Here is a 23,984-nt window from a genome sequence, read left to right as displayed (position 1 = left end):
TGTTCTCCATTGGAGGACTTCAAGCCATGCACCGGAACGACATCCGTGACTCCTCGCCCGACGTGGAGTCCACCGACACCGCCGCGCGCCCGGGTCGCGCGCCCTTTCCGGACATGGTGTGGATCCCTGGCGGCACCTACTGGATGGGCTCCGACCACCACTATCCCGAGGAAGCCCCCGCCCATCAGGTCACCGTCTCCGGCTTCTGGATGGACCGCTTCACCGTGACCAACGAACAGTTCGCCCGCTTCGTCGAGGCCACCGGCTACGTCACCGTCGCGCAGCGGCCCCTCGACCCGGCGGACTACCCTGGCGCCACTCCTGAGTCCCTGGTCCCCGGCTCGCTCGTCTTCCAGAAGCCCCCGGGCCCCGTGGACCTGGGCAACGTCACCCACTGGTGGCGCTATGTCCCCGAGGCCTGCTGGAAACACCCCGAGGGCCGCCGCTCCTCCGTGAAGCACCGCCGCGACCATCCCGTCGTCCACATCGCCTACGAGGACGCGGAGGCCTATGCCACCTGGGCCGGCAAGGCCCTCCCCTCCGAGGCGGAGTGGGAGCGCGCCGCTCGCGGCGGCCTGGACCGCAACGAGTTCTGCTGGGGCAATGACTTCACTCCCCATGGCGAACACCTGGCCAACACCTGGCAGGGCTACTTCCCATGGCAGAACCTCCGCGAGGACGGCCACGAGGGCACCTGCCCCGTTGGCACCTTCCCTCCCAACGGCTACGGCCTGCACGAGATGGCCGGCAACGTCTGGGAATGGACCACCGACTGGTACCAGGAGCGCCACCAGGGCAACAAAGGCAAGGCGTGCTGCATCCCCGTCAACCCGCGCGGCCCCGCGACGGCGCAGGGCAGCCAGGACCCCTCCACGCCCGCCATCACCCTTCCCCGCCGCGTCCTCAAGGGCGGCAGCCACCTGTGCGCGCCCAACTACTGCCGCCGCTACCGGCCCGCGGCGCGCTCGCCCCAGGCCGTGGACAGCGGCGCCAGCCACATCGGCTTCCGCTGCATCGTGCGCCCGTAGCCGCTACGCGCGGGCGCCGCGCTCCCGGGAGAAGCGCGGCGGCACCACCACCGTCGCGAACACCAGGCCCAGCACCAGTTGGAGCGCCACCAGCAACACGTTGAACAGCCGGGCGTCGTTCGCGCCCCCACCGCCCAGCAGCGCGACCACCGCCTCGGTCCCGATGAAGCCCGGCGCCAGCTGCAGCATCCCGGGCATGATGACCGTCATCGGCATCCGGTCCCGGCCGCGCCCGTACAGCAGCCCCACCACGCCCAGCACGAACGCGGCCAGCAGCGGACTGCCCCGGTCCCCGAGCAGCGCCTTCGCCACCGCCTGCGTCTCATAGGCCAGCACCACGCCGGCCACGATCCACCCCACGTCGCGCGGCCGTCCCGCCATGCACACCGACAGCGCCACGCCTCCCACCGCCACCAGGAAGAGCACCAGGAGCGGCGGCAGCGCATGCGCGTCCACGTGCGGCGGCAGCGGCCAGACGAAGCCCCACAGCGTGCCCGCCGCCGCGATGCCCACGCCCAGCATCATGAAGCGCAAAAGGCCGTACATCAGCCGGGGCAGGCCCGCCTCCACCGACTCCATGGCCAGCTCCAGCGAGCCCAGCGTCACCACCATCGCGGGCACCAGCAGCGTCGCCCCGCCGAACAGCGCCCGCACCGCGTTGAAGGGCGGCAGCACGAACGTGAACCCCAGCGCCACCAGCGTCCCCAGGAACGCGGCGAGGAAGCTCTTCTGCAGGTCCACCCACTGCGAGCGCAGCGTCCCGAAGTGGATGACGCCCGCGAGCATGCCCACGAAGAAGGCCACCGCCATCTCCAGCCACGCGCCGCCCACCCGCGCCGCCACCGCCGCGCCGTAGACGCCGTAGACCCCGAACACGAGCCACTCGGGATACGGCGAGTGCGTCGCCTCGATGCGGTCCAGCTCCGCGCGAGCCTCCGGCAGCCGCAGCCCCCCGCTCGCGAGCGTGTCCGCCAACCGCAGGAGCGCCGCGGCCCGGCCCAGGTTCCAGTGCGGATTGAAGGGCAGCCGCGAGAAGGACACGTGCGAGCGCCGCGGGGACAGCACCTCCGTCATCGCCAGGCTCTGGAGCGTGAAGACCTCCACCTTCAGCCCCCACGCCTTCGCCGCCCGCCGCACGCGCTCCTCCACCAGCAGCGACGGCTGGTAGGCCAGGTGCAGCGCCTTCGCCAGGTCCAGCAGGAAGGCGGACGCGGCCTGCTCGTCCACTTCCGGCGGAGTGTCGTGCTCGCGCTTCACCGGGCCCCGGCGTTGGCGTCGTCGCCCGTCTCGCGCTGGCCCCCGAGCGCGAAGTTCGCGCCCACCAGCAGCGTGGCCTGGAAGAAGCGGACGTCCTGGCTGCTCAGGGAGGACTCCAGGCCCGTCTGCCGAAGCGCCTCCGCCAGCCGCTCCGTCTGCTTGCCGCCCCAGGCCACGTTGGCCCCCAGCGTGAAGCGCGAGCGGCCCACGGGGAAGTGCACCCCCGAGGCGAGGTGGTACAGGTCCCAGCCGCCAAGCAGCGCGTTCGTCCCCTGCGTCTGGTCCAACGCGCTGAAGTCCGTGTGCCCGCTCAGGTACACCCGCAACCGCTCGCCCAGCCGATGCTCGACGCCCACGGCGCCGTTCAGCACCGGCTTGAGCGCCAGCTCGTAGTCTTCGTCGAAGGACTCCGTCGTGCCTCGCGGCACGATGGGCGCGGTGTCCACGACCTTGAAGGCGGAGACGCGCAGGACGCCCTCCGCGGACGCGTGCAGCGTGGTCGCGCCGAAGCGCCGGCTGACGCCGACCGCGGCGGCCGCGGGGCTGCGGAAGTGCGCCGGCAGTCCGTCCTGGAAGTCGAACACCTGCGCGGGCGCGTTCGTGACCAGTCCCTGGGTCAGCAGGGCGCGCTTGTAGCCCGCGGAGGCCCGTCCCCAGAGCGCCAGGCTCGGCGTCGTCACGGTCAGCCCCACGGCCCACGGGCCCTGCTGATAGCTGGCGCCCAGCTTCAACAACACCCGCAGGTGCTTGAGCTCCATGTCGCGGCCCAGCGTCGCCAGCAGTTGCTGGCCCGCGGCACCGGAGCCCTCCGCGAGCGTCTGGAAGCGCAGCTCCTGCTGCCGGTACGCGAAGAACGGGCTCACGCCCAGGCCCAGGTGCTCGCGCACGGGCGTGGCCCAGGAGAGGCCTGCCCAGTACTCGCTCACGGACTGGTCCAGGCGCACGTCCGTGGACAGCGAGTCCAGGCCCTGCACGCCGCCCAGGTCCGTGCCCGTCCGCGAGCCGCGCGTCTGCAGGGTGTAGGAGAAGCCCTGCCGCGTGAGCAGCGAATAGGCCAGCCGGGATTTGCCCAGGAACTGGAAGTCCAGCGAGCCCGCGACCAACGACGGCAGCACGTCCACGCTGGAGTCCGACAGGCTCTTGCCCTGCCCCTGCCCGTCCTTCACGCGGACGTTCGAGAACTCATACACGCTGCCGGTGAGCTCCAGCTCCGGCGCGCCCAGCAGCCCCAGCGCCCCCGGGTTGTAATAGACGGCGCTGATGTCGGCCGGGTTGCCCACGAAGGCGCCGCCCAGCAGCCACGCGCGGTTGCCGAACTGCCGGGTGGTGTAGTGCGCGTCCTGCGCCAGCGCCGTCGCGGACACGAGCAGTCCCAGCACCACACCCCATGCAGCCCTGGATTGGTTCGCGGTCATGGCCGTCAGTGCACCTGTGGCGAGGAGAGGGGCTCGCCGTCCGGGACGGCCCGCGCGTCATCCCTCGCGGCGAGGTAGGCGCGCACGGCCGCGCCCACCGTGGGAAAGAGCAGGTCCTGGCCCAGCAGGTCCTGCAACCCCGAGCGCCGCAGCATCCTGCGCATTGGCGCGCGCGCCTGGGCCACGGCGAACGTGATGTCCTGGTCCGTGAGCTCGTGCCACACCTTCTCCAGGCTCTCGGCGGCGGTGACGTCCAGGTCGAACACGGAGGACGCGTCCAGCACGAACCAGCGCACCGGGTGCCGTGAGTCCGCCACCAGCCGGCGCACCTGTTCGCGCAGGAAGCGCGCGTTGGCGAAGAAGAGGGGCGCGTCGAAGCGGTAGACGACCAGGCCTGGCACCGTCTCCGCGTCCGCGTGGCCCTCCACGTCGTGCCAGCCGGGCAGCCCCTCGCGCTCGCCCAGCACGGCGTCATGCGGGTGTGCCGCGCGGCGGATGAGGTCCACCAGCGCCAGCGCCACCGCGATGAGGATGCCCTGGAGGATGCCCAGGAAGAGCACGCCCAGCGTCGTCACCCCCGCGAGCACCGCCTCCACCGGCCGCACGCGCCACAGCGCGACGACGGGCCTCCACTCCAGCAGGTACACCGCCGCGACGATGACGATGGCCCCCAGCGTCACCAGCGGCAGCTTCGACAGCAGCGGCGTGAGGAACAGCGTGAACACAAGCACCATCACCGCCGCGCCCACGCCGACCAACTGCGTGCGCCCGTGCATGGACGCGTTGACCGCCGTGCGCGAGTCGCTGCCCGTCACCGGGAAGCCCTGCGTGAGGCCGGTGAGCAGGTTGGCCGCCGCCTGGCCGAGGAACTCCTGGTGCGTGTCCAGCCGGTAGCCGAAGTGGTCCGCGTAGATGCGGCCCGCGAGCACGGAGCTGGCGTAGTTCACCAGCGTGAGGCTGAAGGCCGCCGGCAGCAGCGCCCGCACGTCCTCGAAGCCGATGGCGGGCAGGCCGAAGGCGGGCGCCGCGGTGGCGATGGGGCCCACCACCTTCACGCCGCCGTTCTCCAGTTGGAACCGCCAGGCCACCAGCGTGGTGAGCGCCACCATCACCAGCGGCGCGGGCCAGCGCGGCAGGAAGCGGCGCATGGCCACCAGCGCCGCGACGATGCCCAGGCCCAGGAGCAGCGTGGGCACGTGCGTGCGGTCCACGTTCGCCGCCACCTCGTGGAGCTGCCCCGCGAACTCGTTCGACTTGCGCTCCAGCCCCAGCATCCGCGCCAGCTGGCTGCCGATGATGATGAGCGCCGCGCCGTTGACGTAGCCGATGAGGATGGGCCGCGACAGGAAGTCCGCCAGCGCCCCCGCCCGGAACAGCCCGCCCAGCAGGCTCAGCGCGCCCACCATCACCGCCAGCAGCGCCGCCAGCGAGGCCAGCCGCTCCGGTCCACCGCCCGCCACCACCGGGCCCAGCGCCGTCGCGGTGAGGATGGCCGCGCCCGCCTCCGGCCCCACCAGCAGGTGGCGCGACGGGCCGAACAGGGCGTAGGCCAGCATCGCGAAGACGCCCGCGTACAGCCCCGCCACGGGACGCACGCCGACAATCTGCGCGTAGGCCAGGCCCTGGGGAATCAGCATCGCGCCCACGGTGAGCGCGGCCAGCACGTCCGCGCGCAGCCACCGCCGCTCATACGTCCGCGCCTGCTCGACGCCGGGGAGCACCCGCCCCAGCAGGGGCATGGGCGTGGCCGCGATGTGCTTCATGGCCCTCCCTCCCCCACGCGGATGCGGCCGATGCGGCTGGCCTCCTGGACGCGAGAAAGGGTGGGGGCCCCCGGGCCTCACGGCATCCTCCCCCGGGTGCGTGGCGCGCATCGGCTCCCCGACACGGAATGCTCACGGGTTCGCGGGAGCCCGCCTGCCTGGCGGCAGTGAGGTGCCGCCGCCGCGCTCGGACGCCTGGTGGCGCTGGTTCCAGAGCAGGTACGGAACGAGCGCCAGCGTGCGGATCACGAGGTATAGCCCCATGACGCCCAGCAGGCTCTTCATGGGGTAGGTGCTGCCGCCCAGGCAGAAGGCGAAGGCGGGGTTGCCGAAGACGGCGGAGATGGCCAGCGCCGTGCGGTCCTCGGGCCGCGGCCGGCCCGCCACGTGCCCCAGCGCCGCGGAGCCCAGCGTCACCAGCACCATCGCGACGATGCTCCAGAAGTGGAGGTGTTTGAGCAGCGGGAAGCCCGCCACGAGCAGCACCAGCCCGGCCACGGCGAGCGAGACGTTGAAGTAGAGCTTCACCGGCTTCACCAGCCGCCGCGCCCAGACCGGCGACAGCTTCTGCAGCCCGATGCCCAGCGCGAAGGGCACGAGGAAAGGGAGGATGACCCTGCCCAGGAGCGCCCCGTACGACGGCGGCTGGATGGCCACGGGAAACAGCCGGGCCAGCAGCGCCAGGGAGAGCGGCATCGACACGATGGCGACGAGCGACAGCGTGATGGACAGCGCCAGGGTCAGCGGAAGGTTGCCCTTCTGCTGGGACACGAGGTTGAGCGCCATGGGCAGCCCCGGGCAGAACGCCATCAGCGCGATGACGGCCGCCGCGACGGGCCCCAGCGGCAGCACCTTCGCCACCACGATGGCCAGCAGCGGCACCCCCACGATGCACACGCCCAGCCCGCGCGCGAACGCCAGTTGCCGCGCGCCCCGGCCCAGGTCCTCCAGGTGCCACGACAGCCCCTGCGACAGCCCGAGCGCCACGATGAAGGTGGCGATCATCAGCCCGGCGAAGTCCTGGAGCGCGTGCATCACCGGCCCCCGGGGAAGATGCGCTTCCAGTCCTGGCGCATGCTGACCACGGTCCAGCCGCCCTCGCGCGCGGCCTTCAGCGACGCGTCGTTCTTCTCCTCGTAGGCGAACTCGCGCTCGGCGTCGTCGTGGTGGATGAGCAGGGTGAAGCCCGCGCGCGGCTGCTCCTGCGTGTACTGGAGCATCTGGATGTCGCCCCCCGAGCGCACGTTGCCCGCCGCGAACACCGGCCGCCGTCCGATGTGCTGCTCGATGCCCACGGGCTTGCCGGCCTTGTCGTTGACGTGGTCCAGGCGCGCCTCGCGCCGCAGCACCGGGTGGCCTCCCGCGTCGTCGAACTTCTCCTTCAGGCTGCTGCCGATGACCTGCTGCGGTGGCACGCCGTACAGGTCCTCGGAGACGACGCGCATGAAGTCCATGCCGCCGCCCGAGGAAATCCACGTCTGGAAGCCATGGGCGCGCAGGTACTGGAGCAGCTCCAGCATGGGTGCGTAGACGAGCTGAGTGTACGGCACGCCCAGCTTCGGGTGGCGGGCGCTCTGGAAGAACGCGCGGGCCTCGCGAGCGAACTCCTCCTGCGTTTTGCCCTGATGCGTGGCCCCGGCGAGCGCCATCAACTCCGGCTCCTCCATCGTGGAGAGCAGCGCCAGGTCCCCTTCGAGCACGGCCTTGAAGGGCTGCTGCTTCGCGAGCGACGCGTCCTCTTTCACGCGGGCCTTGACCTGCTCCAGGAGGAAGGCGCCCTGCACCACGGGCTGCTCCTGCCAGAGCGTGCCGTCGTTGTCGAAGGTGGCGATGCGCTCCTCCGGCGGGATGAAGCCGGGACCTCCCTCGGTGGTGGCGCGGGTGACGAAGCCGATGATGGACTGCTTCACCGGGCCGTCGTTCCAGGACGGCAGCGGATCCGCCGCCAGCGCCTGGAGGGGAACGGAGAGCAATAGCAGGAGCGGCCCGAGGAACCCGGCCGGCTTCTTCCACGCACGTCGTTCCACGGCTGCCTCCTGTTCCCGTGCCATCCCGGACTTCAGGACGTTGGGAACGAAGCGGCGCCTTCACAACACAGCGTGGAGGGCGCGGGAGGAGGGCCCGCTGCGCCTGTCTGTCATCGGAAACGGCGCGGCACAGGCCCCCGCTGAGTCCGAGCCGCGAACCGCGCGTCCGGACTCCCGCCATCATGACTTCCCCCCTGCCTGTGCCGCGCCCGGGGATGAAGCTGGTGAGGAAGTGGAGGCCGTCGCCACGGAACCCGGGTCGTACGGAGGTGTCCGGTGACGAGGCCGGACGCCTGCCTTTACACGATCAATGAAGGTAGGGGGGGCTGGAGCAGACCAAGGACCCGGGCAACGCATCAGGCATGCGACTGGCGCCTGCTCAACCCAGGTCGAGCGACCAGGTTCCTTCGGCCCAGAATCGAAGGGTCTGCTGTGCTCCAAAGGGAACGAGCCCTGTTCCCTTCGCGGCCTCCTCCAGCACCGCTTTGGACTCCTCGGTGCGATAGCGCAGCAGGAATGCCGCCGCCATCACACGGACATCCATGCGCTCGTGCTTGAGCAACACGCAAAGGGCCTCACGGCCAGTGTCGCCCGACGCAAAAAGCTTGCTGACCGCGGCAATGTACTTCCGGGCGTGCTTGTTGCCCGCCCTCGGGTCATCGCGGAACAGGGCCTCGTTCTGGGCCACGACATGGTGCGCGAACTGCTCCACGAGTGCCTTGGTCTCCATCACCAGTACCCCATCTGGACATTCTTGATGGCTCGCAGTCCGAACTCATACTGCGTCGCGAAAGGTTGTGTACTCAGCCACTGACGCACCGTCAGTGTCGAACTCGTAAGCTCTGGACGGATCATCGAGAAAAGGGCACTGACCTTCTTGTGGAGTGACGTCTCCAAGCGGATGACGTTGTCCGTATTGTGCAGCGCGTGCGGGCCGAAACGCTCCACGTTCCCTGGGGTCTGCTCGACGACGTGATGCCACTGCTTGCCCGCTCCCGCGGGCCCCATGGCCTGCTTGAAGCCACTGAACGCCCCCCATGACCTGACACCGCGAGTTGGAGGAGCACTTCCTTCCCCTTGGGCCGCCATCGCGACCGCGCCTGGGGCCAATGCGAGCGTGACCGTTCCCGCCCCCACCGCGACAGACCGCACCTCGCCCACTGCGGAGAGGCGGATGCCCAGCTGCGTTCCCGCCTGCACGGAGGCCTGTGCGGCTCCCGGCAGCGCGGGAACGGTTCGCGCCAGCCCGGCAGCCGTGTTCCCCATCGCCACCGTGGCCAGCATCACGAAGGCACGTGCCGCGTCGCGGCCCATCACCTTGCCGTACCGTTCGCCCGCCTGACGCAGGTCATCGAAAGTAAGGGCCCGGTCCGCGGCCTCCACCAACTGTCTGAAGCCGATGATGAGGCCCCAGAACGTGTCGATGCCCACATAGGAGATGAGCGTGGCGGTCATCACCGCCGCGATCCCCTTGGAGATGGGCTCAGGCACCGCGAGCAGGACCATGTACGTGGTCCAGGTCCAGAGCACGGCGGCCATCATGGCCTCGGGGTCGGCCATGTCCTTGAAGGCGTCCATCATCTCCGTGAGGACGACGCCCCGGGCCAACGCCATGGCGAGCACGTAGCGGCCATCTCCGTCCAGGATGGGCGTCTCCGACAGCAGTCGCAGACAATCTCCGGGCCGCTGCGTGCGCTCGCACCAGCGCAGATACTCCCGAGTGAGGCCTCCCTCGCCGCCAGGGTCGATGACCTCCAGTGACTCGCCGGCTCCCAATGGAGTGATGCGCCGCTCGCGTGGCTCGTAGCGATAGGAGCCACTGCGAGCCGCCATCTGGAAGAGCTCACGAGCAGCCTGCTGCGGACGAGAGGACGGCCGGGCGTGCAGCGCACGCTGCTTGAGCATGGCCTCGGCATCACCCGTTTCCACAACACGGGCATCCTGGCGCGGAACGAAGATGGCGCTCCGGTCCGTGCCCGTATCCAACGTCACGACCGGGCGGACGCTTCCACAGCCGGACAGCACGACCAGCAGTAAGACCCACCACCCGCGTGGAAGCATCTGGAGCCCTCTCCCAGTTCCATAGCTCGAACCAGGAGGGAGCGGAATGACCGCGGTCAGGCGTGGCGCCAGCGGGCGGACAGCACCGTCATCGCCACGAGCGCGCTGCCTGCTCCCGCGAGCGCCAGCAGGGGGCGGCGCAGGCGGGCTCCCAAGGCTTCCAGCGCGCCCGCCGTCACCTCCCGGCTCGTGCGCCGCAACAGCTCCTGGTTGCGGGGGGCTTCCCTCCAGCGGCGCTCCTCTTCCGACAATGCGCCTCCCGCGCCCCGGAGGATGGCGGCGGCGGTGCGCTCCGCCAGCGCTTCCAAGGCCGCGCCCAGCGCTTCCCCTGACGCCATCGGGCTGGCCGCCAGCTCCTCGCGGACCCCTGAGGCAATGCCTCGCACCAGGCCTCGCCCTGCCCGCTCCACCAGGTCCAGCAACGGGTCCGCGTCGTCGCGCAGCTTGCCTTCGACGCCCTCCACCAATCCGCGCCCCACCTTCGAGGCCACCTCCTCGCCCAGCGGCGCCAGGCAGCCTGCGTCCTTCAGGATGACGGGCAGGGACTCGTGCAGCTGCTCCGTGGCCGCCTTCACCACGCCCCGGGACATCGCCTGGGCCCGCTCGCCCGGGGTCCGGATTTCATCCGTGCGGGAGTGGGCGAACGACACCACCTCGTCGAAGAGATGGTTCAGGCGCACCATCAAGCCGTGCAGGGGTAGGCCGCCGTCGTTCCACTCCCGCTCCAACGCCTTCAGCGCCCCCTCCGTGGCGGCCTCCGCGAGCGCCTGGGTGGCCTCCACCGGCTCGCCGTGCTCGTGCAAGGCGGCCTCGTGCGCCAGGCGGCCCAGCACCGTGAGCACGTCCTGGAGCAGCGTGTGCAACTGCCCGTCGAGCTCCGGCACCTCCTTGCGGATCCCATCGGCCGTGCCACGCACCACGCCCGTCGCAATCCCGCTCGCCGCCAGTTGTTGCAGCGACAGGGCCAGGTTGCGGAGCGCTTCCATGGGTCCCGTGCGGCCCGCGATTCCCATCGGCACACCGGTCCTTCCCCAAGGGGGTTCTCCGAGAGGATGGGAAGCCATGGCCCTGGGGGCAATGACTTCCAGGCACGCCCGCCGCCCGCCATGCCGCTCCCCCACGAATTGTCCAATCCCTTTCGCGTCTCCACCCCTTTGCCACAACACACACCCCACCGGAGCGTGCCGGCATGGCGACCCAACCCGCGAAGCAATAGAAGCGTCCCAACATCCTCGTCATCTTCGGAGACGACATCGGCTACTGGAACGTGAGCCTACAACCTGGGCGTCATGGGCTACCGCACGCCGAACATCGACCGGCTGGCGAAGGAGGGAGCCCTCTTCACCGACTACTACGCCCAGCAGAGCTGCACCGCGGGCCGCGCCGCCTTCACCAAGGACCCCGCGTTCAAGGCGAGGTTCGGCCCGCGCGGCGTGCTCAGGAGCAAGGCGGACGGCAAGGGCGGACAGAAGGTGGAGGACACCGGTCCGCTGACGAAGAAGCGCATGGAGACGGTGGACGAGGAGTTCCTAGTCGCGACCCTGGACTTCATCGAACGCGCGCAGCAGGACCAGAAGCCCTTCTTCATCTGGTTCAACACGACCCGCATGCACATCCACACCCACCTCAAGCCGGAGTCGAAGGGCAGGACGGGCTTCGGGCTGTACCCGGACGGCATGGTGGAGCACGACGGGCACGTGGGGCGGCTGCTCGACAAGCTGGACCAGCTGGGCATCGCGGACGACACCCTCGTCATCTACACCACCGACAACGGCGCGATGACGAGCATGTGGCCGGACGGCGGCATGACGCCCTTCCGCGGGGAGAAGGACACCAACTGGGAGGGCGCCTTCCGCGCGCCGTGCCTCGTGCGCTGGCCCGGCACCGTGAAGCCCGGCACGCAGATCAACGAGCTGTTCTCCTCCGAGGACTGGCTTCCCACGCTGCTGTCCGCCGCGGGCGAGCCGGACGTGGTGCGGAAGCTGCTGGACGGCCATGACGCGGGCCCCAAGCACTTCAAGGTCCACCTGGACGGCTACGACCAGACGCCGCTGCTGTCCGGCCAGTCGCAGGAGTCCAGGCGGGAGGAGTTCTACTACTTCGGTGACGACGGCGAGCTGGTCGCCGTGCGCTACAAGCGCTTCAAGCTCGTCTTCGAGGAGCAGAAGGCGAAGGGCATCGAGGTGTGGTCGCAGCCCTTCACCACCCGCCGCGTCCCGCTCATCTTCGACCTGCGCGCGGATCCGCTGGAGCGCTCCGAGGACTCCGTCGGCTACTTCTCCTGGATGATCGACCGCGTCTTCGTGCTGGTGCCCGCCCAGGCGGTGGTGGGCCGGTTCCTGGCCTCCTTCAAGGAGTTCCCGTCACGCCAGCACCCGGCCAGCTTCTCCATCGACCAGGTGATGGCGAAGATGGAGAGCGGCACCGCCGCGCCAGTGCACTGAGGCAGGGCCGGCGCGAAGGCCTGCCTCACGCCTTCGCGCCGGGGCCACGGGACGGTGTCTCCCATCCAGCTTCGCGAGGAAACACGCCTTGTGCGTGTCGGACGCTTGAGGCATCCAGGGGGCTCTTCCCGGAACCTCGCGACATGACCGACACACCCTCCCCTGACGCAGCCCCTCGAGGCAGGCGCTGGCGCCGCGCCGGGCTCTGGGCCCTGGTGGCGGTCGTGGTGCTGGAGGTCGCCCTCAACATCGCGCTCAACACCGGCGTCACCCAGGCCATCATGGGCCGCGCGACGGACCGCACCCAACTGACGTGGCAGCGCGCGTGGTGGCTGTGGCCCGTGGGCCGGCTGCACCTCAAGGGCTTCACGCTCACCCAGCAGGACGCGAACGTCTGGTGGAAGGTGGAGGTGGAGGAGCTGACCGCGGGCATGTCGCTCACGGGCCTCTTGCGAAAGCGCGTGGCCGTGGACGGCATCGACGGACACGGCGCCAGCTTCCACCTGGAGCCCTCCAGCGCGCCCGCGGAGCCGTCCGACCCGAACAGCAAGCCCTGGGTCATCCACCTGAAGGACGTCACGCTGCACGACGTGCGCGAGCTGGACTTCAGCCGCGTGCGCTTCGCGGGCGCGCTGGACGTCACCGGCACGCTGAACCTCCAGTCCCGTGAACGGCTCCAGGTGGACCTGCCATCGGTGCGCGTCGGCGAAGGCTTCATCGAGGTGGACGGCAAGCGCGTCGCGAGGCTCACGGCGTTCGACTCGCGCGCCCGGCTCGACGCGCCCTTCCAGAAGGAGAAGGGCTACGACCTCTCCCAGGCGCTCAGCGGCCAGGTGAAGACGCACGTCGACGTGCTGCCGCTGGACTGGATCAACGACCTATTGGGCGCGAGCGCTCCCGTGTCCCTGCGCGGCGGCGCCGGCCGCGTGGACCTGGACGTGCGCATGCAGCGCAACACGCTGGAGCCCGGCAGCCAGCTCAAGGCCTCCGGCGCGGAGCTGGACCTGCGCGCGGGCCCCATGCGCGCCCGCGCCCCGTGGAGCCTGGAGGCGTCCATGCCCCCCGAGCAGCAGGGGCCGCCGTCGGGCTCGCTGCGGCTCGCGTTCGCGCCCGTGCGCGTTTCGGGCGCCAAGGGCAACGACGTGGAGGTGCCAGAGGTCGCCCTCACCGTGCAGGCGCGGCGGCGCGAAGGCCAAGCGGGCCTGGACCTGGAGCCCGAGCTGCGCGTCGCGAAGAGCAAGCCCCTGGACCTGCGCGTGCTCAACCCGTGGCTGGGGCAGACGATTGAAATCGACTCCGGCCACGTGACGATCCGCAGCGAGGAGCCCTCCAAGGGCGCGAAGGCGCGCAACGCGCTGGAGCTGCGCATGGACACGGACCTCGTCTCCGGGCGCATGGGGCAGAACAAGGTCCTCTTGCGCGCGGAGGTGGAGGTGGATGCGCGGCACCTGTCGTGGGACATGACGGACCTGGGGCTGAGCGGGACGACGCTGCGGCTGAGCCAGGTGTCGTCCAACGGCAACGTGCCCATCCGCTCCTGGAGCGGGAACTTCACCCTGCCCCGCGCCAGCCTCTCCCTCTCCCCCACGGTGCTCAAGGCGCGCTTCGCAAGCCAGCTCACCGACACGCAGCCCCTGGTCGCGTTGATCACCTCGTCCAAGAAGCTGCCCGGCTTCCTCACGTCGCTGCTCAACATCCCGAAGGTGGAGGTGACGGGGCAGGTGCAGATCGACGAGCGCGGCTTGCAGCTGCGCGAGCTGAAGGCCAAGGGCGATGGCTTCTCCCTGGAGGGCCACCTGGACCTCGTGCAGGGCAACATGACGGGCGCCCTGCTGGCGACGCTGGGCGCGGTGACGGGCGGCATCGAGCTGCGGCCCGGCAAGCACGACCTGCACCTGTTGAAGGCCACGGAGTGGTTCAAGGGCCAGCCGGTGCCGCCGTTCCGGTAGGGCCGCTTACTGCGGATGCTGCGCCGTGGCCCGGGCGGGCTTCACGTAGGCGGACACCGCGGCCAGGAGCACGTCCAGGTCCACCGGCTTCTCCAGCAGGCCGTCCACGCCCAGGGCGCTCATGGCCCGAGCCCCCGCGTCCTGCGCGTACAGGACGATGACCGGGATGGAAGCGAGCGCCGGGTCCTCCAACTGACGCAAGCGGAAGGACCACGCGTTCATTCCCGGCATCAGCAGGTCCAGGAGGATGAGCGCCGGGCGCAGGCCCTGTTGCAAGAGGCGCAGCGCCTCGAAGCCGTTGCGCGCCAGCGCCACTTCGTGCCCGTCCAGCTCCAGCGCTTCCTTGTAGGCCCGGAGCAGGTCCAGGTCGTCGTCCACCACGAGGATGCAGTTCCACCAGGGCATGCCGAGAATCTCCCCTTCCACGGACCTCCAGTCTGTCAACGCGTGGAGCAATGCACCTCGTCCCCCGGTGAGGGGGAGGGGTTTTGCGTGCCCTCGGGCGCGCAACCGTGCGACAAGGCAGGCCGCTAGAGACACCCCTGGAGGACGGCATGGCGGAGATGACCTACCGGACGGCGCTGGTGACTGGCGCCTCGAGCGGGCTGGGACGTGGACTGGCCCTGTGGCTGGCGAAGCATGGCGTGCGCGTGTTCGCGACGGGCCGGCGGCTGTCGCAGCTGCAGGCCCTGGCCTCGGAGGCCCAGGCCGCGGGCGCGGCGGTGGAGCCCGTCGTCATGGACGTCAACCACGCGGAAGCCACCCAGGAGCGCATCCGCGCCATCGACGCGGAGTGCGGCGGCCTGGACCTGGTGGTGGCGAACGCCGGCATCGGCGGCCCCACGCACGGCAAGCGCATGGACTGGGAGCGCACGCGCGCCATCATCGACACCAACGTCACCGGCGCCGCCGCCACGCTGTGCGCGGTGCTGCCGCAGATGGTGGAGCGCCGCCGGGGCCACGTCGTCGGCGTGTCCAGCCTCGCGGGGATGCGGGGGCTCGCGGGCCATGCCGCCTACTCCGCGTCCAAGGCCTTCCTCGCCACCTTCCTGGAGAGCCTGCGCGTGGACCTGAAGGGCACCGGCGTCCAGGTGACGTGCGTCTACCCGGGCTTCGTGAAGAGCGAGCTCACGGCCAAGAACAACTTCCCCATGCCCTTCCTCATGGAGACCGAGGACGCGGTGGCGCTCATGGGCAGGGGCATCTTCGCGGGCGCCGCGGAGGTGAGCTTCCCCTGGCAGTTGGCCACGCCCATGCGCCTCTTGAAGGTCATGCCCAACCCGTTGTTCGACGCCACCGCGCGCCGCTTGAAGTGAGAGGAGCCTGGCCATGACGACGTTCCCGCCCCCGTCCTTCGCGGACCGCTTCCAGCAGCGCGCCGACGAGCGCTCCCCCTTCTGCCTGGGCCTGGACCCATCCCGCGACGTGCTCGCCCGCTGGAACCTGCCGGACACCGTGCAGGGCCTGTCCGACTTCTGCGAGCGGCTGGCCGACGCGGCCGGAGAAACGCTCGCCATGGTGAAGCCCCAGAGCGCCTTCTTCGAGCGCCACGGCCCCGAGGGGCTCGTCGTGCTCCAGCGCGTGCTCAAGCGCTTCCGCGCCGCGGGCACCCTCACGCTGCTGGACGTGAAGCGCGGCGACATCGGCTCCACCATGGACGCCTACGCACAATCGCTGTTCGGCAAGGACAGCGCCTACGACGTGGACGCCGCCACCTTCACCGCGTACCTGGGCCTGGGCGCGCTCGCGAAGACGGTGGAGCTGGCGCGCTACCACGGCGCCTGCGCCTTCATCGTCGTGCGCTCGTCCAACCCGGAGGGCGAGCCCCTGCAGAACGCCGTGGGCAAGGATGGCCGCACCGTGGCCCAGGCGGTGGCGGACGGCCTGCGCAAGCTCAACGACAAGGCTGGCCGAGGGCTGTACCCGGCGGGCGCGGTGATGGGCGCCACGCTGCCTCCGGCCGACCGCGACGTGGTGGAGCGGCTGGGCGGCGCGCTGATGCTCACGCCGGGCATCGGCTCGCAGGGCGCGGGCTTCGGAGACCTGCCGAAGCTCTTCTCCGGCCGCGAGCGGCAGGTGATTCCCACCGCCGCGCGCTCCGTGCTGGAGGCGGGGCCGGACGTGGCCGCGCTGAAGCGGGCCCTGGAAGCACATCAGGCGCCCTCGCGGAGTTTCCGCGAAGGCGCCTGACGGGCACTGCGTTGGGGATGGGGCGCGAAGGGCTACTGCGCGCCCATCATGAACTGGTCCACGCCGACCTGGTTCTTGTCGGGCACGGCCTCCTTCGGCTCGGTGCCCTTCTTGAAGAACATCAGCTCCGCGCCCTTGGCGCCGGGGTGGGCCACCTTGCCCGTCTTCTTGTCGATGTAGAGCCGCGCCAGCTGCATGGACTGCCAGGGGTAGAACTCCGGCTGCGGCCGGCCCTCCAGCGCGCGCTTCATGTAGTTGAGCCAGATGGGGAGCGCCGCGCGGCCGCCCGTCTCATAGCGGCCCAGCGGGTGCGGGTTCAGGTCGTAGCCCACCCACGCCACCGTCACCAGGTCCTTGGTGTAGGCCGCGAACCACGCGTCGAAGGAGTCGTTCGTCGTGCCCGTCTTGCCCGCCGCGGGCTTGCCCAGCTTCTGCGCGGGACCGCCGGTGCCCTGGAGCACCACGCCGCGCAAGAGGTGCGTGAGGATGAAGCCCGTCTCCGCGGACATCACCTGCTCGCCCGGCTCGAAGAGGCGCGCGTAGCCCGCGGCCACGCGGTCCTGCAGCGGGGCCCACGCGTCGTCGAACGCGGTGTGGTCCTCCAGCGTGCGGCCGAAGCGGTCCTCCACCTTGCGGATGAAGTACGTGGGCTTCTTGCGGCCGTAGCGGTTGAAGGTCGCGTACGCGCTGGCCAGGTCGAACGGGTAGACGCAGGACGAACCCAGCGCCGCGGAGAAGTCCATGTTCATGGGCGTCGTCAGGCCCAGCTTCTTGGACCACTCGGCCATGTTGTGCACGCCCACCGCGCCGAACGTCTTCACCGCGGGGATGTTCATGGAGTTCACCAGCGCGGTGCGCAGCAGCACGTCACCCACGAACTCCTCGCTGTAGTTGGCCGGCTTCCACGACACCTTGTTGTCCGGGTCGTGCTCCACGATGGGCGAGTCCACGATGACCGTGGCCTCCGTCCACTCCAGTTGCTCCAGCGCCGCCGAGTACACGAACGGCTTGAAGGACGAGCCCGGCTGACGGCACGCCTGGAACGCGCGGTTGAACTCGTTGTCGTCGAAGTCGTAGCCGCCCACCATCGCCGTGAGGTACTGGCGATGCGGGTCGATGGACACGAGCGCGCTCTGCGCCTCCGGCGTCTGCTCCAGCCGGAAGAGCTTCACGCCCTCCTCCGGGATGTCCTCCGCGAGCTTCTTGTCCCACTGCTCCTTGTCGTCCGTCAGCTCCTTCTTCACCACGTGACGGAGGACGACAACGTCACCCACCGCCACGGCCTTCTTGACGGAGGTGATCATGCTCGCCGGGTAGTAGCTCTCCGGGTTCACCTTGCGCGCCCAGCGCATGCCGAGCAGCGGCAGCCGGCCCTGGTGCGGCCCCACCTGCACGTCCGCGCCCTTGCCGTCGTCGTCGATGCGGGTGACGACGCCCACGTAGAGGCGGTTCTCGACGAGCTCCTCCTTGCCCATGGCCTTCTTGGCCTTGGCGATGAACGCGTTGCGCTCGGCGTCGGTGGCCAGTTGCATCACCGGGCCGCGCCAGCCCTGGCGCTTGTCCACGGACATCAGGCCGTCCAGCACGGAGTCCTGCGCCGCGCGCTGCCGCTCGCTGTCCATGGTGGTGAAGACCTTGAGGCCTTCCTTGAGCAGCACGGGGTTGCCGTAGCGGTCCACCACGTCCTTGCGGACCTGCTCGACGAAGTACGGGGCGAACTCGTGGAAGACGTCCTCCACCGGGTACACCTTCACCGGCTCCGCGTTGGCCTGGTCATGCTCGGCCTTGGAGATCATGCCCTCCGTCAGCATGCGGCCCAGCACGTACGAGCGGCGCTTCTTCGCGGCCTCCGGACGCAGGAAGGGCGAGTAGCGGCTGGGCGCCTGGGGCAGGCCCGCGATGAGCGTCATCTCCCCCAGCGTCAGGTCGCGCACGTCCTTGCGGTAGTAGTTCTCCGCCGCGCTCTGCACGCCGTAGCTGTGGTGCCCGAGGAAGACGTTGTTCAGGTAGAGATAGAGGATCTCCTCCTTGGTCAGCGCCTGCTCCAGGCGGAAGGCGAGGATGGCCTCGCGAATCTTGCGCTTGGGCGTCTTCGCGGTGGCCTCCTTGTAGCCCTCCGCGGAGATGAGGACCGCCTTCGCGGTCTGCTGCGTGAGCGTGGAGCCACCCTGCACGCCGCCGCCGCGCAGCCCCAGCTTCGTCAGCACCGTCTTCGACACGGCGCGCGTCGTGCCCAGCACGTCCACGCCGAAGTGGTCGAAGAAGCTGGAGTCCTCGCTGGCGATGAACGCCTGGACGAGCCGCTTGGGGATGCGCTCGTAGGGCACCACCTTGCGCCGCTCGTTGTAGAACTCGCCCGCGAGCACCGCGTCGTCGGTGTAGACCTCCGTGACGATGGGCGGCCAGTACTCGTCCACCTTCGGGATGGCGGGCAGCCCGTCGGAGAAGACGTAGTAGGCGCCCACGACGGCGAGCACGCCCGCGGTGGCGCCCATGAGGCCCAGCACCGCGAAGAGCTTCATCAAGCGCACGAGGATGTTGCGCTTGGGCGGAACGCCGTCGAGCACCAGCTTGGAGCGGCTGCGGTCAATCTTCGGGTCGGCCATGCGTGTTTGTGTCGAGTCCTGGGCTCAAGGCTTAGAGGAGCGCCGCCCGCTTCAGCACGTCCGTCAATTCGGGTGGCATGGGGGTCTCCACGACGACCTTCCTTCCATCCTCGGGGTGCGGAAATTCGATGCGCTCGGCGTGCAGGAACAAACGCTTGAGCCCCCAGCGCGCCCGCACGTCGCGGTTGAAGGCGAAGTCTCCGTACTTCTTGTCACCCGCCACCGGGTGCCCCACGGCGACCAGGTGCCTTCTTATCTGATGCGTGCGCCCGGTCTCGATGGTGCAGGAGAGGAGGGCTGCCTCGCTCGACTGGCGCACGACCTTCCAGCGGGTGACGGCCTCCTGCATGTTCACTCCCCGACGGGCCTTGCTCTCGGCCGTCTGCTGGTGCTCGGCGAGCGGCAGGTCGATGACGCCCGAGTCCTTGGGCATCTTCCCCTTCACCAGGGTCAGGTAGCGCTTCTTCGGGTGGCCGTGGGTGAAGATTTCCGTGAAATGCACCATCGCCGGGCGGCGCTTGGCCACCAGGATGACGCCGGAGGTCTCCCGGTCCAGGCGGTGGGCGGGTGAGGCGGTGAAGTCATTCCGCGTCGCCTTGGGGCCCAGGTAGGCGCGCACGTAGTCCACCAGGGTGCCCCCGGTGATGCCGCTGCCGGTATGGACGGCCATGCCACTGGGCTTGTCCACGGCCATGAGCCAGTCGTCTTCCTTCAGGATGACCAGCCGGGAGGGGTCTACCGGTGGCGGCGGGGGTGGCGGACGGTCCGATTTCGGACGCTCCGCCAGGGTGAGCTGCTCTTCGGTGCCGCGGATGGTGAGCACGTCTCCTTCGGCAAGCAACTGCTCTGGCTGCGCGCGCTTGCCATTCACCCGCACCTTCTTGGTGCGGATCATCTTGAAGAGGTGGCTGACGGGGACGTTGGGCATCCGCTTGCGCAGGTGCTTGTCCAGCCGCATCCCGACGGTGTCGGCTTCGATTCGGTACTCGATCATTTGTGCTGGCGCCTGGACCAGACCACACGAATAATTCGCGGTCCATGCCGAAAGCCCCAACTATCGAGAAGCTGCTCCAGAACGGTTCCGCCGAATGGAACAAGCTGCGCAAGTCCGGCCAGGCGCCCACCGGTCAGACGGGCGCCACGTTCACGCAGCTGTTCTCCGCCAACGCCGACCTCTCCGGACTGGAGCTGGTGGGCTCCGAGTGGGAGCGCTGTGACCTGTCGAAGATGAACTTCCGGGACACGGACCTCACGAACGCCTACTTCCACGGGGGCCGCCTCCAGGACTGCGACTTCCGCGGCGCCAACCTGGAAGGATGTGTCTTCGAGAAGCTCAAGCTCCTGCGCTGTGACTTCACGGGCGCCAAGGGTCTGGACGACCTGGAGATGGACGACGTGGACATGGACCGCGTGACGGGCCTGGACGGCGAGGAAGCCCCGCCGCCGCCGCCCCCGCCGGTGCAGGGCATCACGGCGTTCACCCGTGAGCAGCGCGAGAAGATGCTCGGCCAGACGCACGCGGGCGGCGCCATGGACGGCGCGGCCTCCGCGCACCCGGACGAGCTGCCCCCGTTCCGTCCGCAGGACCCGCCGGGCTCGCTCTTCTTCCGGGCGCTCAAGCGCGTGGGCGCGCCCCCGCTCTGGGTGCTGGACGTGCCGGGCCTGCGTCCGCTCCTGCCGCAGCGGCTGCCGCCGGGCAGCTCCCTGGAGACGCTCTACCGCGAGGCGGTGAAGACGCGGCTGGAGAACAAGAAGCCCGCGGCGGACCCGGGCGCGGTGGAGCGCGCGCAGAAGGCGCTGCGCATGGGCGGCAAGGAGGCCAACGTCGCGGCGGTGTACCTGCGCGAGGTGGGCGTGCTGCCGCTGTTCCGCTTCGCCGCGGCGAAGCAGCTCAAGGGCGAGCTGCGCACCGAGGTGGAGGTGGACGACCTCACGGGCTCCATTGATCCGCGCACCACGGGGGCGCTGCTGGAGCTGCGCCTGACGCACGAGGTGGTGGAGCACCTGCACGAGGTGCGTCGCCGGCTGGCGGCCGCGCAGCTGTACACGTCGCTCTTGGAGGCGGGCTTCAACCCGGAGAACAACTGGGACGAGGCGCTGGAGTCCGCGGACGCGTCGCTGGAGCTGGCGAACGCGGCCACGGGCGAGGACCGTCAGGCCCTGCTGGAGGGCTTCCAGGTGTTCGCGGCCCTGCCGGAGGAGGCGCGCCTGCGCCGCCTGGCGTACCTGGCGGAGTCCGTGTCCAACCTGGAGCTGCTCAGCCGGCTGCCGGAGGGCATGGAGCCGCAGTGGCTGTCCGGCCCGGAAGTGCGCGAGTGCCACGAGCGCGAGATGACCTACGTGCAGTCGCTCAAGGCGCAGGACATCCCGGCCAAGGTGCCCGCGCTGGCCAAGGCGGAGCTGGGCGTGCCCGAGGGCGAGGTCCCCGAGGACAGCGACGACGACCTCTTCGTGCACGTGCGCTGCGACGTGTGCGGCAAGGAGAAGCTCATCGTCCAGTCGCCGGAGGCTTGAGCCCTTCCGGCGCCGTGAGGATGTGACAGCAGGCCCGGTCGGAAGCGCTCCTGAAGCGCGTCCCGCCGGGCCTTCTGCTTTTCAGCCCACCGCTTCCGACTTCTCCGGCGCGGAGGGCAGCGAGTACGTGACGGGCGGCGGCAGCATCACGCGCACCTCGTCGCCCGCGCGGATGAGGCCCGGGCGCTCCACCCAGCCCACCAGCCCGCGCTTCTGCCACGCGGCCTTCACGAAGCGGCCCGCCAGGCCCTTCATGTCCGGGTAGTGCGCCTCAATCACGCGGCCCGGCCCCACGCAGGGCTGGTTCTCCCCCTCCATCACCAGCGTGGCGTCCTCCGGAAAGAACAGCCGCGTCCCGGGCGGCAGGTGCGTCAGGCGCGGCACGCCCACGAGCTCCAGGTTCGCGCCCAGCCACGACGCCAGCACGTGCGGCACGCCCAGCGTCCGCGCGACCTCCACCATCTCCTCGCGAGACACGATGGAGAGCTGCCGGGTGTTGCGGATGATTGTCCCCTTGGGGAACCACGGCACGCGCACGTCCGCCTTGCGCGTGAGGCCCGCGTGGCGGTCCCCCTCGATGCCTTCGAAGGTGAGCTTCACCTCGGGCACCTCCCGGGTGACGAAGCGCTTGGGTTCAGCGTCCGTGCACAGCAGCACGTTGGCCAGGTGTCCGGTCAGCGAGGGAGCAGGAGTGGGCATATCGGGCGCCCGTTCCAACACGCCGACGCGGCAAAATCAAAACAGGGCCATCTGCTGTGGCTTGCCCAGCGGCCGGGCATCCGTGCCCGCGTCCCGCAGCGCCTGGGCCAGTTCCTCCGCGAAGCCGTGGCAGGTGATGACGTCGCGCGCGCCGGTGTCCTTCACGTAGCGCATCAGCGACGGGAAGTCGGCGTGGTCCGACAGCGGGAAGGCCACGTCCGCGCCGTAGCGCCGCGCGCCGCCGGGGTCCATGGCCCAGCCGGTGAGCACCGCCGTGGCCCGGGGCCAGTGCGGCGCCAGCGCCCCGCCCCGCGCCAGGTGCGGCGGGAAGAAGAGCACTTCCCCAGGCTCCACGCGGCCGTCGTAGCGGCGCAGGTTCTCGATGGGGACGCCCAGCTCCGCGTACAGCTCCGCGACCTCGAAGATGGATGGGTGCGCCACCAGCAGGAAGCCCCGGCCGGCGAGCTGCTTCATCGCCTCCTGGCTCTTGCCCAGCGGATAGCCCAGCAGCACCGGCGTCACGCCCCGGTGGAGCTGCGCGCGCAGCCACGTCTCCACCTGCCCCATCACCTCCGGGCGCGGCGGGAAGCGGTAGCGCGGGTGCCCGAAGGTGGACTCGATGACCAGCGTGTCGCAGGTGGCCACCTCCGTGGCCTCCGCGGTGAGCGACGGCGCGGTGTTCAAATCCCCCGTGTAGACGATGCGCTTGCCGTCCGCGCGGGTGACGCGCAGCTGGGCGCTGCCCAGGATGTGGCCCGCGGGCAGCAGCTCCAGTTGCAGCGAGCCCAATTCGAACGGGCGGCGGAAGGGCACGGACAGCGGGGCCGCCACCGGGCCCAGCCGGTGCGCCATGAAGCGCAGCGTGGCCGCGGTGGCGATGGTGCTCTCATGGCGGGCGATGTGGTCCGAGTGCCCGTGGCTGACGAAGGACAGCGGCGACTTGCGCTTCGCGTCCAGCGACAGGGGCGTGCCCGTCAGGTGCAGGCCGTTTCGTCTCAGCTCCACGCTCATGGGATGGGCGCTGTCTATAGCGCGGCCCGCCCGCTCGCGCTCCCGGCCGGGCCCCCCCACCCCGCGCGTCGCATGCTCAGGCGGCGGGCGTGCGGCCCCGTGCCCGCCATCCGTCCCACACCACCGTGCCCAGCTCCGACGCGAAGACGCCTACGACGATGAGCGCGCCGCCCAGCCACTCCTTCACGCCCAGCACCTCGTGGCCCACCGCCACGGAGTAGGCGGAGGCGAACACCGGCTCCATGGCGAAGATGAGCGCCGCGCGCACCGCGGAGGTGCGGGCCTGGCCCCAGGTCTGCACGAGGATGGCGAACGCGCTGGCGAGCACCCCGCACGTGAGCACCGCCACCACCAGCGGCTGGGTCCACTCCAGCTTGCGCTCCACGAAGGGCAGGCACAGCGCGGACATCACCGCCACGCCGACGAGCTGCACCGCCACCAGGCCCACCGTGTTGTCGCGCGACGCGAAGCGCTCCGTGAGCAGGATGTGCCCCGCGTACGCCAGCGCGCACCCGATGGACAGCCAGTCCCCCAGTTGCAGGCCGCCCATGCCGGCGTCCCCGGTCACCGCGTCGTTCGGGGTGGGCCGCGTCAGCCAGTAGAGGCCCACCGCGGCCAGCACCACGCCCACGGCGGTCCCCAGCCGGGGCAGCCGCCGGAGCAGCACCATGGACAGCAGGGGGACGAAGAGGACGTTGAGCCCGGTGAGGAACGCCGCGCGCGACGGCGTGGTGGTCTGCAAGCCCACCGTCTGGAGCGCGAAGCAGATGAACAGCACCCCCGCCAGCAGCAGCCCCTTGGACATGATGCCGGGCGCGAACATCCGCCCGCGCGCGACGGCCGCCATCACCCCCCCGCCCACGACGAAGCGCAGGGTGATGAAGGTGAAGGGGTCCGCGAACGCGAGCGCGTCCTTCACCACCACGAACGTCAGGCCCCAGAACACGGTGAGGAGCAACAGCGCCCCGTCCGCCTTCCACCTCGCCCCGCTGCTCTCCTGCGTCACCGGTCCACCCTGCC

General features: G+C 70.3%; 20 protein-coding genes. 6 read left to right on the top strand and 14 right to left on the bottom strand.

Annotated elements, in window-relative coordinates:
* Positions 1-26 precede the first annotated feature (26 nt).
* Positions 27-1,028: a formylglycine-generating enzyme family protein gene (locus JYK02_RS00870; RefSeq protein WP_207047956.1), complete on the top strand. Its 1,002-nt coding sequence runs from the start codon at positions 27-29 to the stop codon at positions 1,026-1,028.
* A 3-nt stretch (positions 1,029-1,031) separates the two neighbouring features.
* Here the strand turns inward: JYK02_RS00870 and JYK02_RS00865 are convergent, their stop codons facing one another.
* From JYK02_RS00865 to JYK02_RS00830, 8 genes are all read right to left on the bottom strand, one after another.
* The gene (locus JYK02_RS00865) at positions 1,032-2,285 is read right to left on the bottom strand and encodes a threonine/serine exporter family protein (RefSeq protein WP_207047955.1); all 1,254 of its coding nucleotides are present in this window, start codon (positions 2,283-2,285) and stop codon (positions 1,032-1,034) included.
* A complete protein-coding gene (locus JYK02_RS00860) occupies positions 2,282-3,700 on the bottom strand; it encodes a hypothetical protein (protein ID WP_207047954.1) in 1,419 nt (472 codons plus the stop codon). Before JYK02_RS00860 ends, JYK02_RS00865 begins: the two co-directional genes overlap by 4 nt.
* A gap of 5 nt (positions 3,701-3,705) precedes the next feature.
* Positions 3,706-5,463: a SulP family inorganic anion transporter gene (locus JYK02_RS00855; RefSeq protein WP_207047953.1), complete on the bottom strand. Its 1,758-nt coding sequence runs from the start codon at positions 5,461-5,463 to the stop codon at positions 3,706-3,708.
* A 132-nt stretch (positions 5,464-5,595) separates the two neighbouring features.
* Positions 5,596-6,498, bottom strand: coding sequence for a bile acid:sodium symporter family protein (locus tag JYK02_RS00850; protein ID WP_207047952.1), 903 nt, complete (start codon positions 6,496-6,498; stop codon positions 5,596-5,598).
* Complete coding sequence (locus tag JYK02_RS00845; protein ID WP_347402400.1) at positions 6,498-7,490, bottom strand: HAD family hydrolase; 993 nt, start codon at positions 7,488-7,490, stop codon at positions 6,498-6,500. Before JYK02_RS00845 ends, JYK02_RS00850 begins: the two co-directional genes overlap by 1 nt.
* 379 nt (positions 7,491-7,869) lie before the next feature.
* Entirely contained in the window at positions 7,870-8,220 is a 351-nt protein-coding gene (locus JYK02_RS00840) for a DUF2019 domain-containing protein (RefSeq protein ID WP_207048646.1), read from the bottom strand.
* Entirely contained in the window at positions 8,220-9,551 is a 1,332-nt protein-coding gene (gene sitA5, locus JYK02_RS00835) for a SitA5 family polymorphic toxin (protein ID WP_207047950.1), read from the bottom strand. The genes JYK02_RS00840 and sitA5 overlap by 1 nt, the downstream gene beginning before the upstream one ends.
* 56 nt (positions 9,552-9,607) lie before the next feature.
* Positions 9,608-10,564, bottom strand: coding sequence for a hypothetical protein (locus JYK02_RS00830; protein ID WP_207048645.1), 957 nt, complete (start codon positions 10,562-10,564; stop codon positions 9,608-9,610).
* A gap of 276 nt (positions 10,565-10,840) precedes the next feature.
* On the opposite strand from JYK02_RS00830, the gene JYK02_RS00825 reads away from it, so the two are divergent.
* Both JYK02_RS00825 and JYK02_RS00820 read left to right on the top strand, forming a co-directional pair.
* On the top strand, positions 10,841-11,995 hold the full coding sequence (locus JYK02_RS00825) for a sulfatase-like hydrolase/transferase (protein ID WP_242588282.1): 1,155 nt from the start codon (positions 10,841-10,843) through the stop codon (positions 11,993-11,995).
* A 143-nt stretch (positions 11,996-12,138) separates the two neighbouring features.
* Positions 12,139-13,944: a hypothetical protein gene (locus tag JYK02_RS00820; RefSeq protein ID WP_207047949.1), complete on the top strand. Its 1,806-nt coding sequence runs from the start codon at positions 12,139-12,141 to the stop codon at positions 13,942-13,944.
* Positions 13,945-13,950: 6 nt separating this feature from the next.
* Here JYK02_RS00820 and JYK02_RS00815 read toward each other — a convergent pair whose 3' ends face one another.
* A complete protein-coding gene (locus JYK02_RS00815) occupies positions 13,951-14,349 on the bottom strand; it encodes a response regulator (protein WP_207047948.1) in 399 nt (132 codons plus the stop codon).
* A 149-nt stretch (positions 14,350-14,498) separates the two neighbouring features.
* On the opposite strand from JYK02_RS00815, the gene JYK02_RS00810 reads away from it, so the two are divergent.
* Positions 14,499-15,260: an SDR family NAD(P)-dependent oxidoreductase gene (locus tag JYK02_RS00810; RefSeq protein ID WP_207047947.1), complete on the top strand. Its 762-nt coding sequence runs from the start codon at positions 14,499-14,501 to the stop codon at positions 15,258-15,260.
* A 13-nt stretch (positions 15,261-15,273) separates the two neighbouring features.
* The gene (gene pyrF, locus JYK02_RS00805) at positions 15,274-16,134 is read left to right on the top strand and encodes an orotidine-5'-phosphate decarboxylase (protein WP_207047946.1); all 861 of its coding nucleotides are present in this window, start codon (positions 15,274-15,276) and stop codon (positions 16,132-16,134) included.
* Between the two features lie 32 nt (positions 16,135-16,166).
* Here the strand turns inward: pyrF and JYK02_RS00800 are convergent, their stop codons facing one another.
* Together JYK02_RS00800 and JYK02_RS00795 are read right to left on the bottom strand one after the other, a co-directional pair.
* Positions 16,167-18,740: a penicillin-binding protein 1A gene (locus tag JYK02_RS00800; protein ID WP_207047945.1), complete on the bottom strand. Its 2,574-nt coding sequence runs from the start codon at positions 18,738-18,740 to the stop codon at positions 16,167-16,169.
* A gap of 31 nt (positions 18,741-18,771) precedes the next feature.
* Positions 18,772-19,734 carry an RluA family pseudouridine synthase gene (locus JYK02_RS00795; protein WP_207047944.1) on the bottom strand — a complete coding sequence of 321 codons (963 nt, stop codon included), beginning with the start codon at positions 19,732-19,734 and terminating at the stop codon, positions 18,772-18,774.
* A 44-nt stretch (positions 19,735-19,778) separates the two neighbouring features.
* Here JYK02_RS00795 and JYK02_RS00790 point away from each other — a divergent pair, with 44 nt between their 5' ends.
* Complete coding sequence (locus tag JYK02_RS00790) at positions 19,779-21,254, top strand: pentapeptide repeat-containing protein (RefSeq protein ID WP_207047943.1); 1,476 nt, start codon at positions 19,779-19,781, stop codon at positions 21,252-21,254.
* An 81-nt stretch (positions 21,255-21,335) separates the two neighbouring features.
* Here JYK02_RS00790 and JYK02_RS00785 read toward each other — a convergent pair whose 3' ends face one another.
* The 3 genes from JYK02_RS00785 to JYK02_RS00775 all read right to left on the bottom strand — a co-directional run bounded on the left by JYK02_RS00785 (position 21,336) and on the right by JYK02_RS00775 (position 23,970).
* Entirely contained in the window at positions 21,336-21,953 is a 618-nt protein-coding gene (locus JYK02_RS00785) for an MOSC domain-containing protein (protein ID WP_207047942.1), read from the bottom strand.
* A gap of 36 nt (positions 21,954-21,989) precedes the next feature.
* Positions 21,990-22,964, bottom strand: coding sequence for an MBL fold metallo-hydrolase (locus JYK02_RS00780; RefSeq protein WP_207047941.1), 975 nt, complete (start codon positions 22,962-22,964; stop codon positions 21,990-21,992).
* Positions 22,965-23,040: 76 nt separating this feature from the next.
* Positions 23,041-23,970 (bottom strand): EamA family transporter, encoded by a 930-nt coding sequence (locus JYK02_RS00775; RefSeq protein ID WP_207047940.1) that lies wholly within the window; start codon positions 23,968-23,970, stop codon positions 23,041-23,043.
* Positions 23,971-23,984 lie beyond the last annotated feature (14 nt).

The sequence above is a fragment of the Corallococcus macrosporus genome (assembly GCF_017302985.1).
Classification (GTDB): Bacteria; Myxococcota; Myxococcia; order Myxococcales; family Myxococcaceae; genus Corallococcus; species Corallococcus macrosporus_A.
This window is presented reverse-complemented; position numbering and strand designations above follow the sequence as displayed.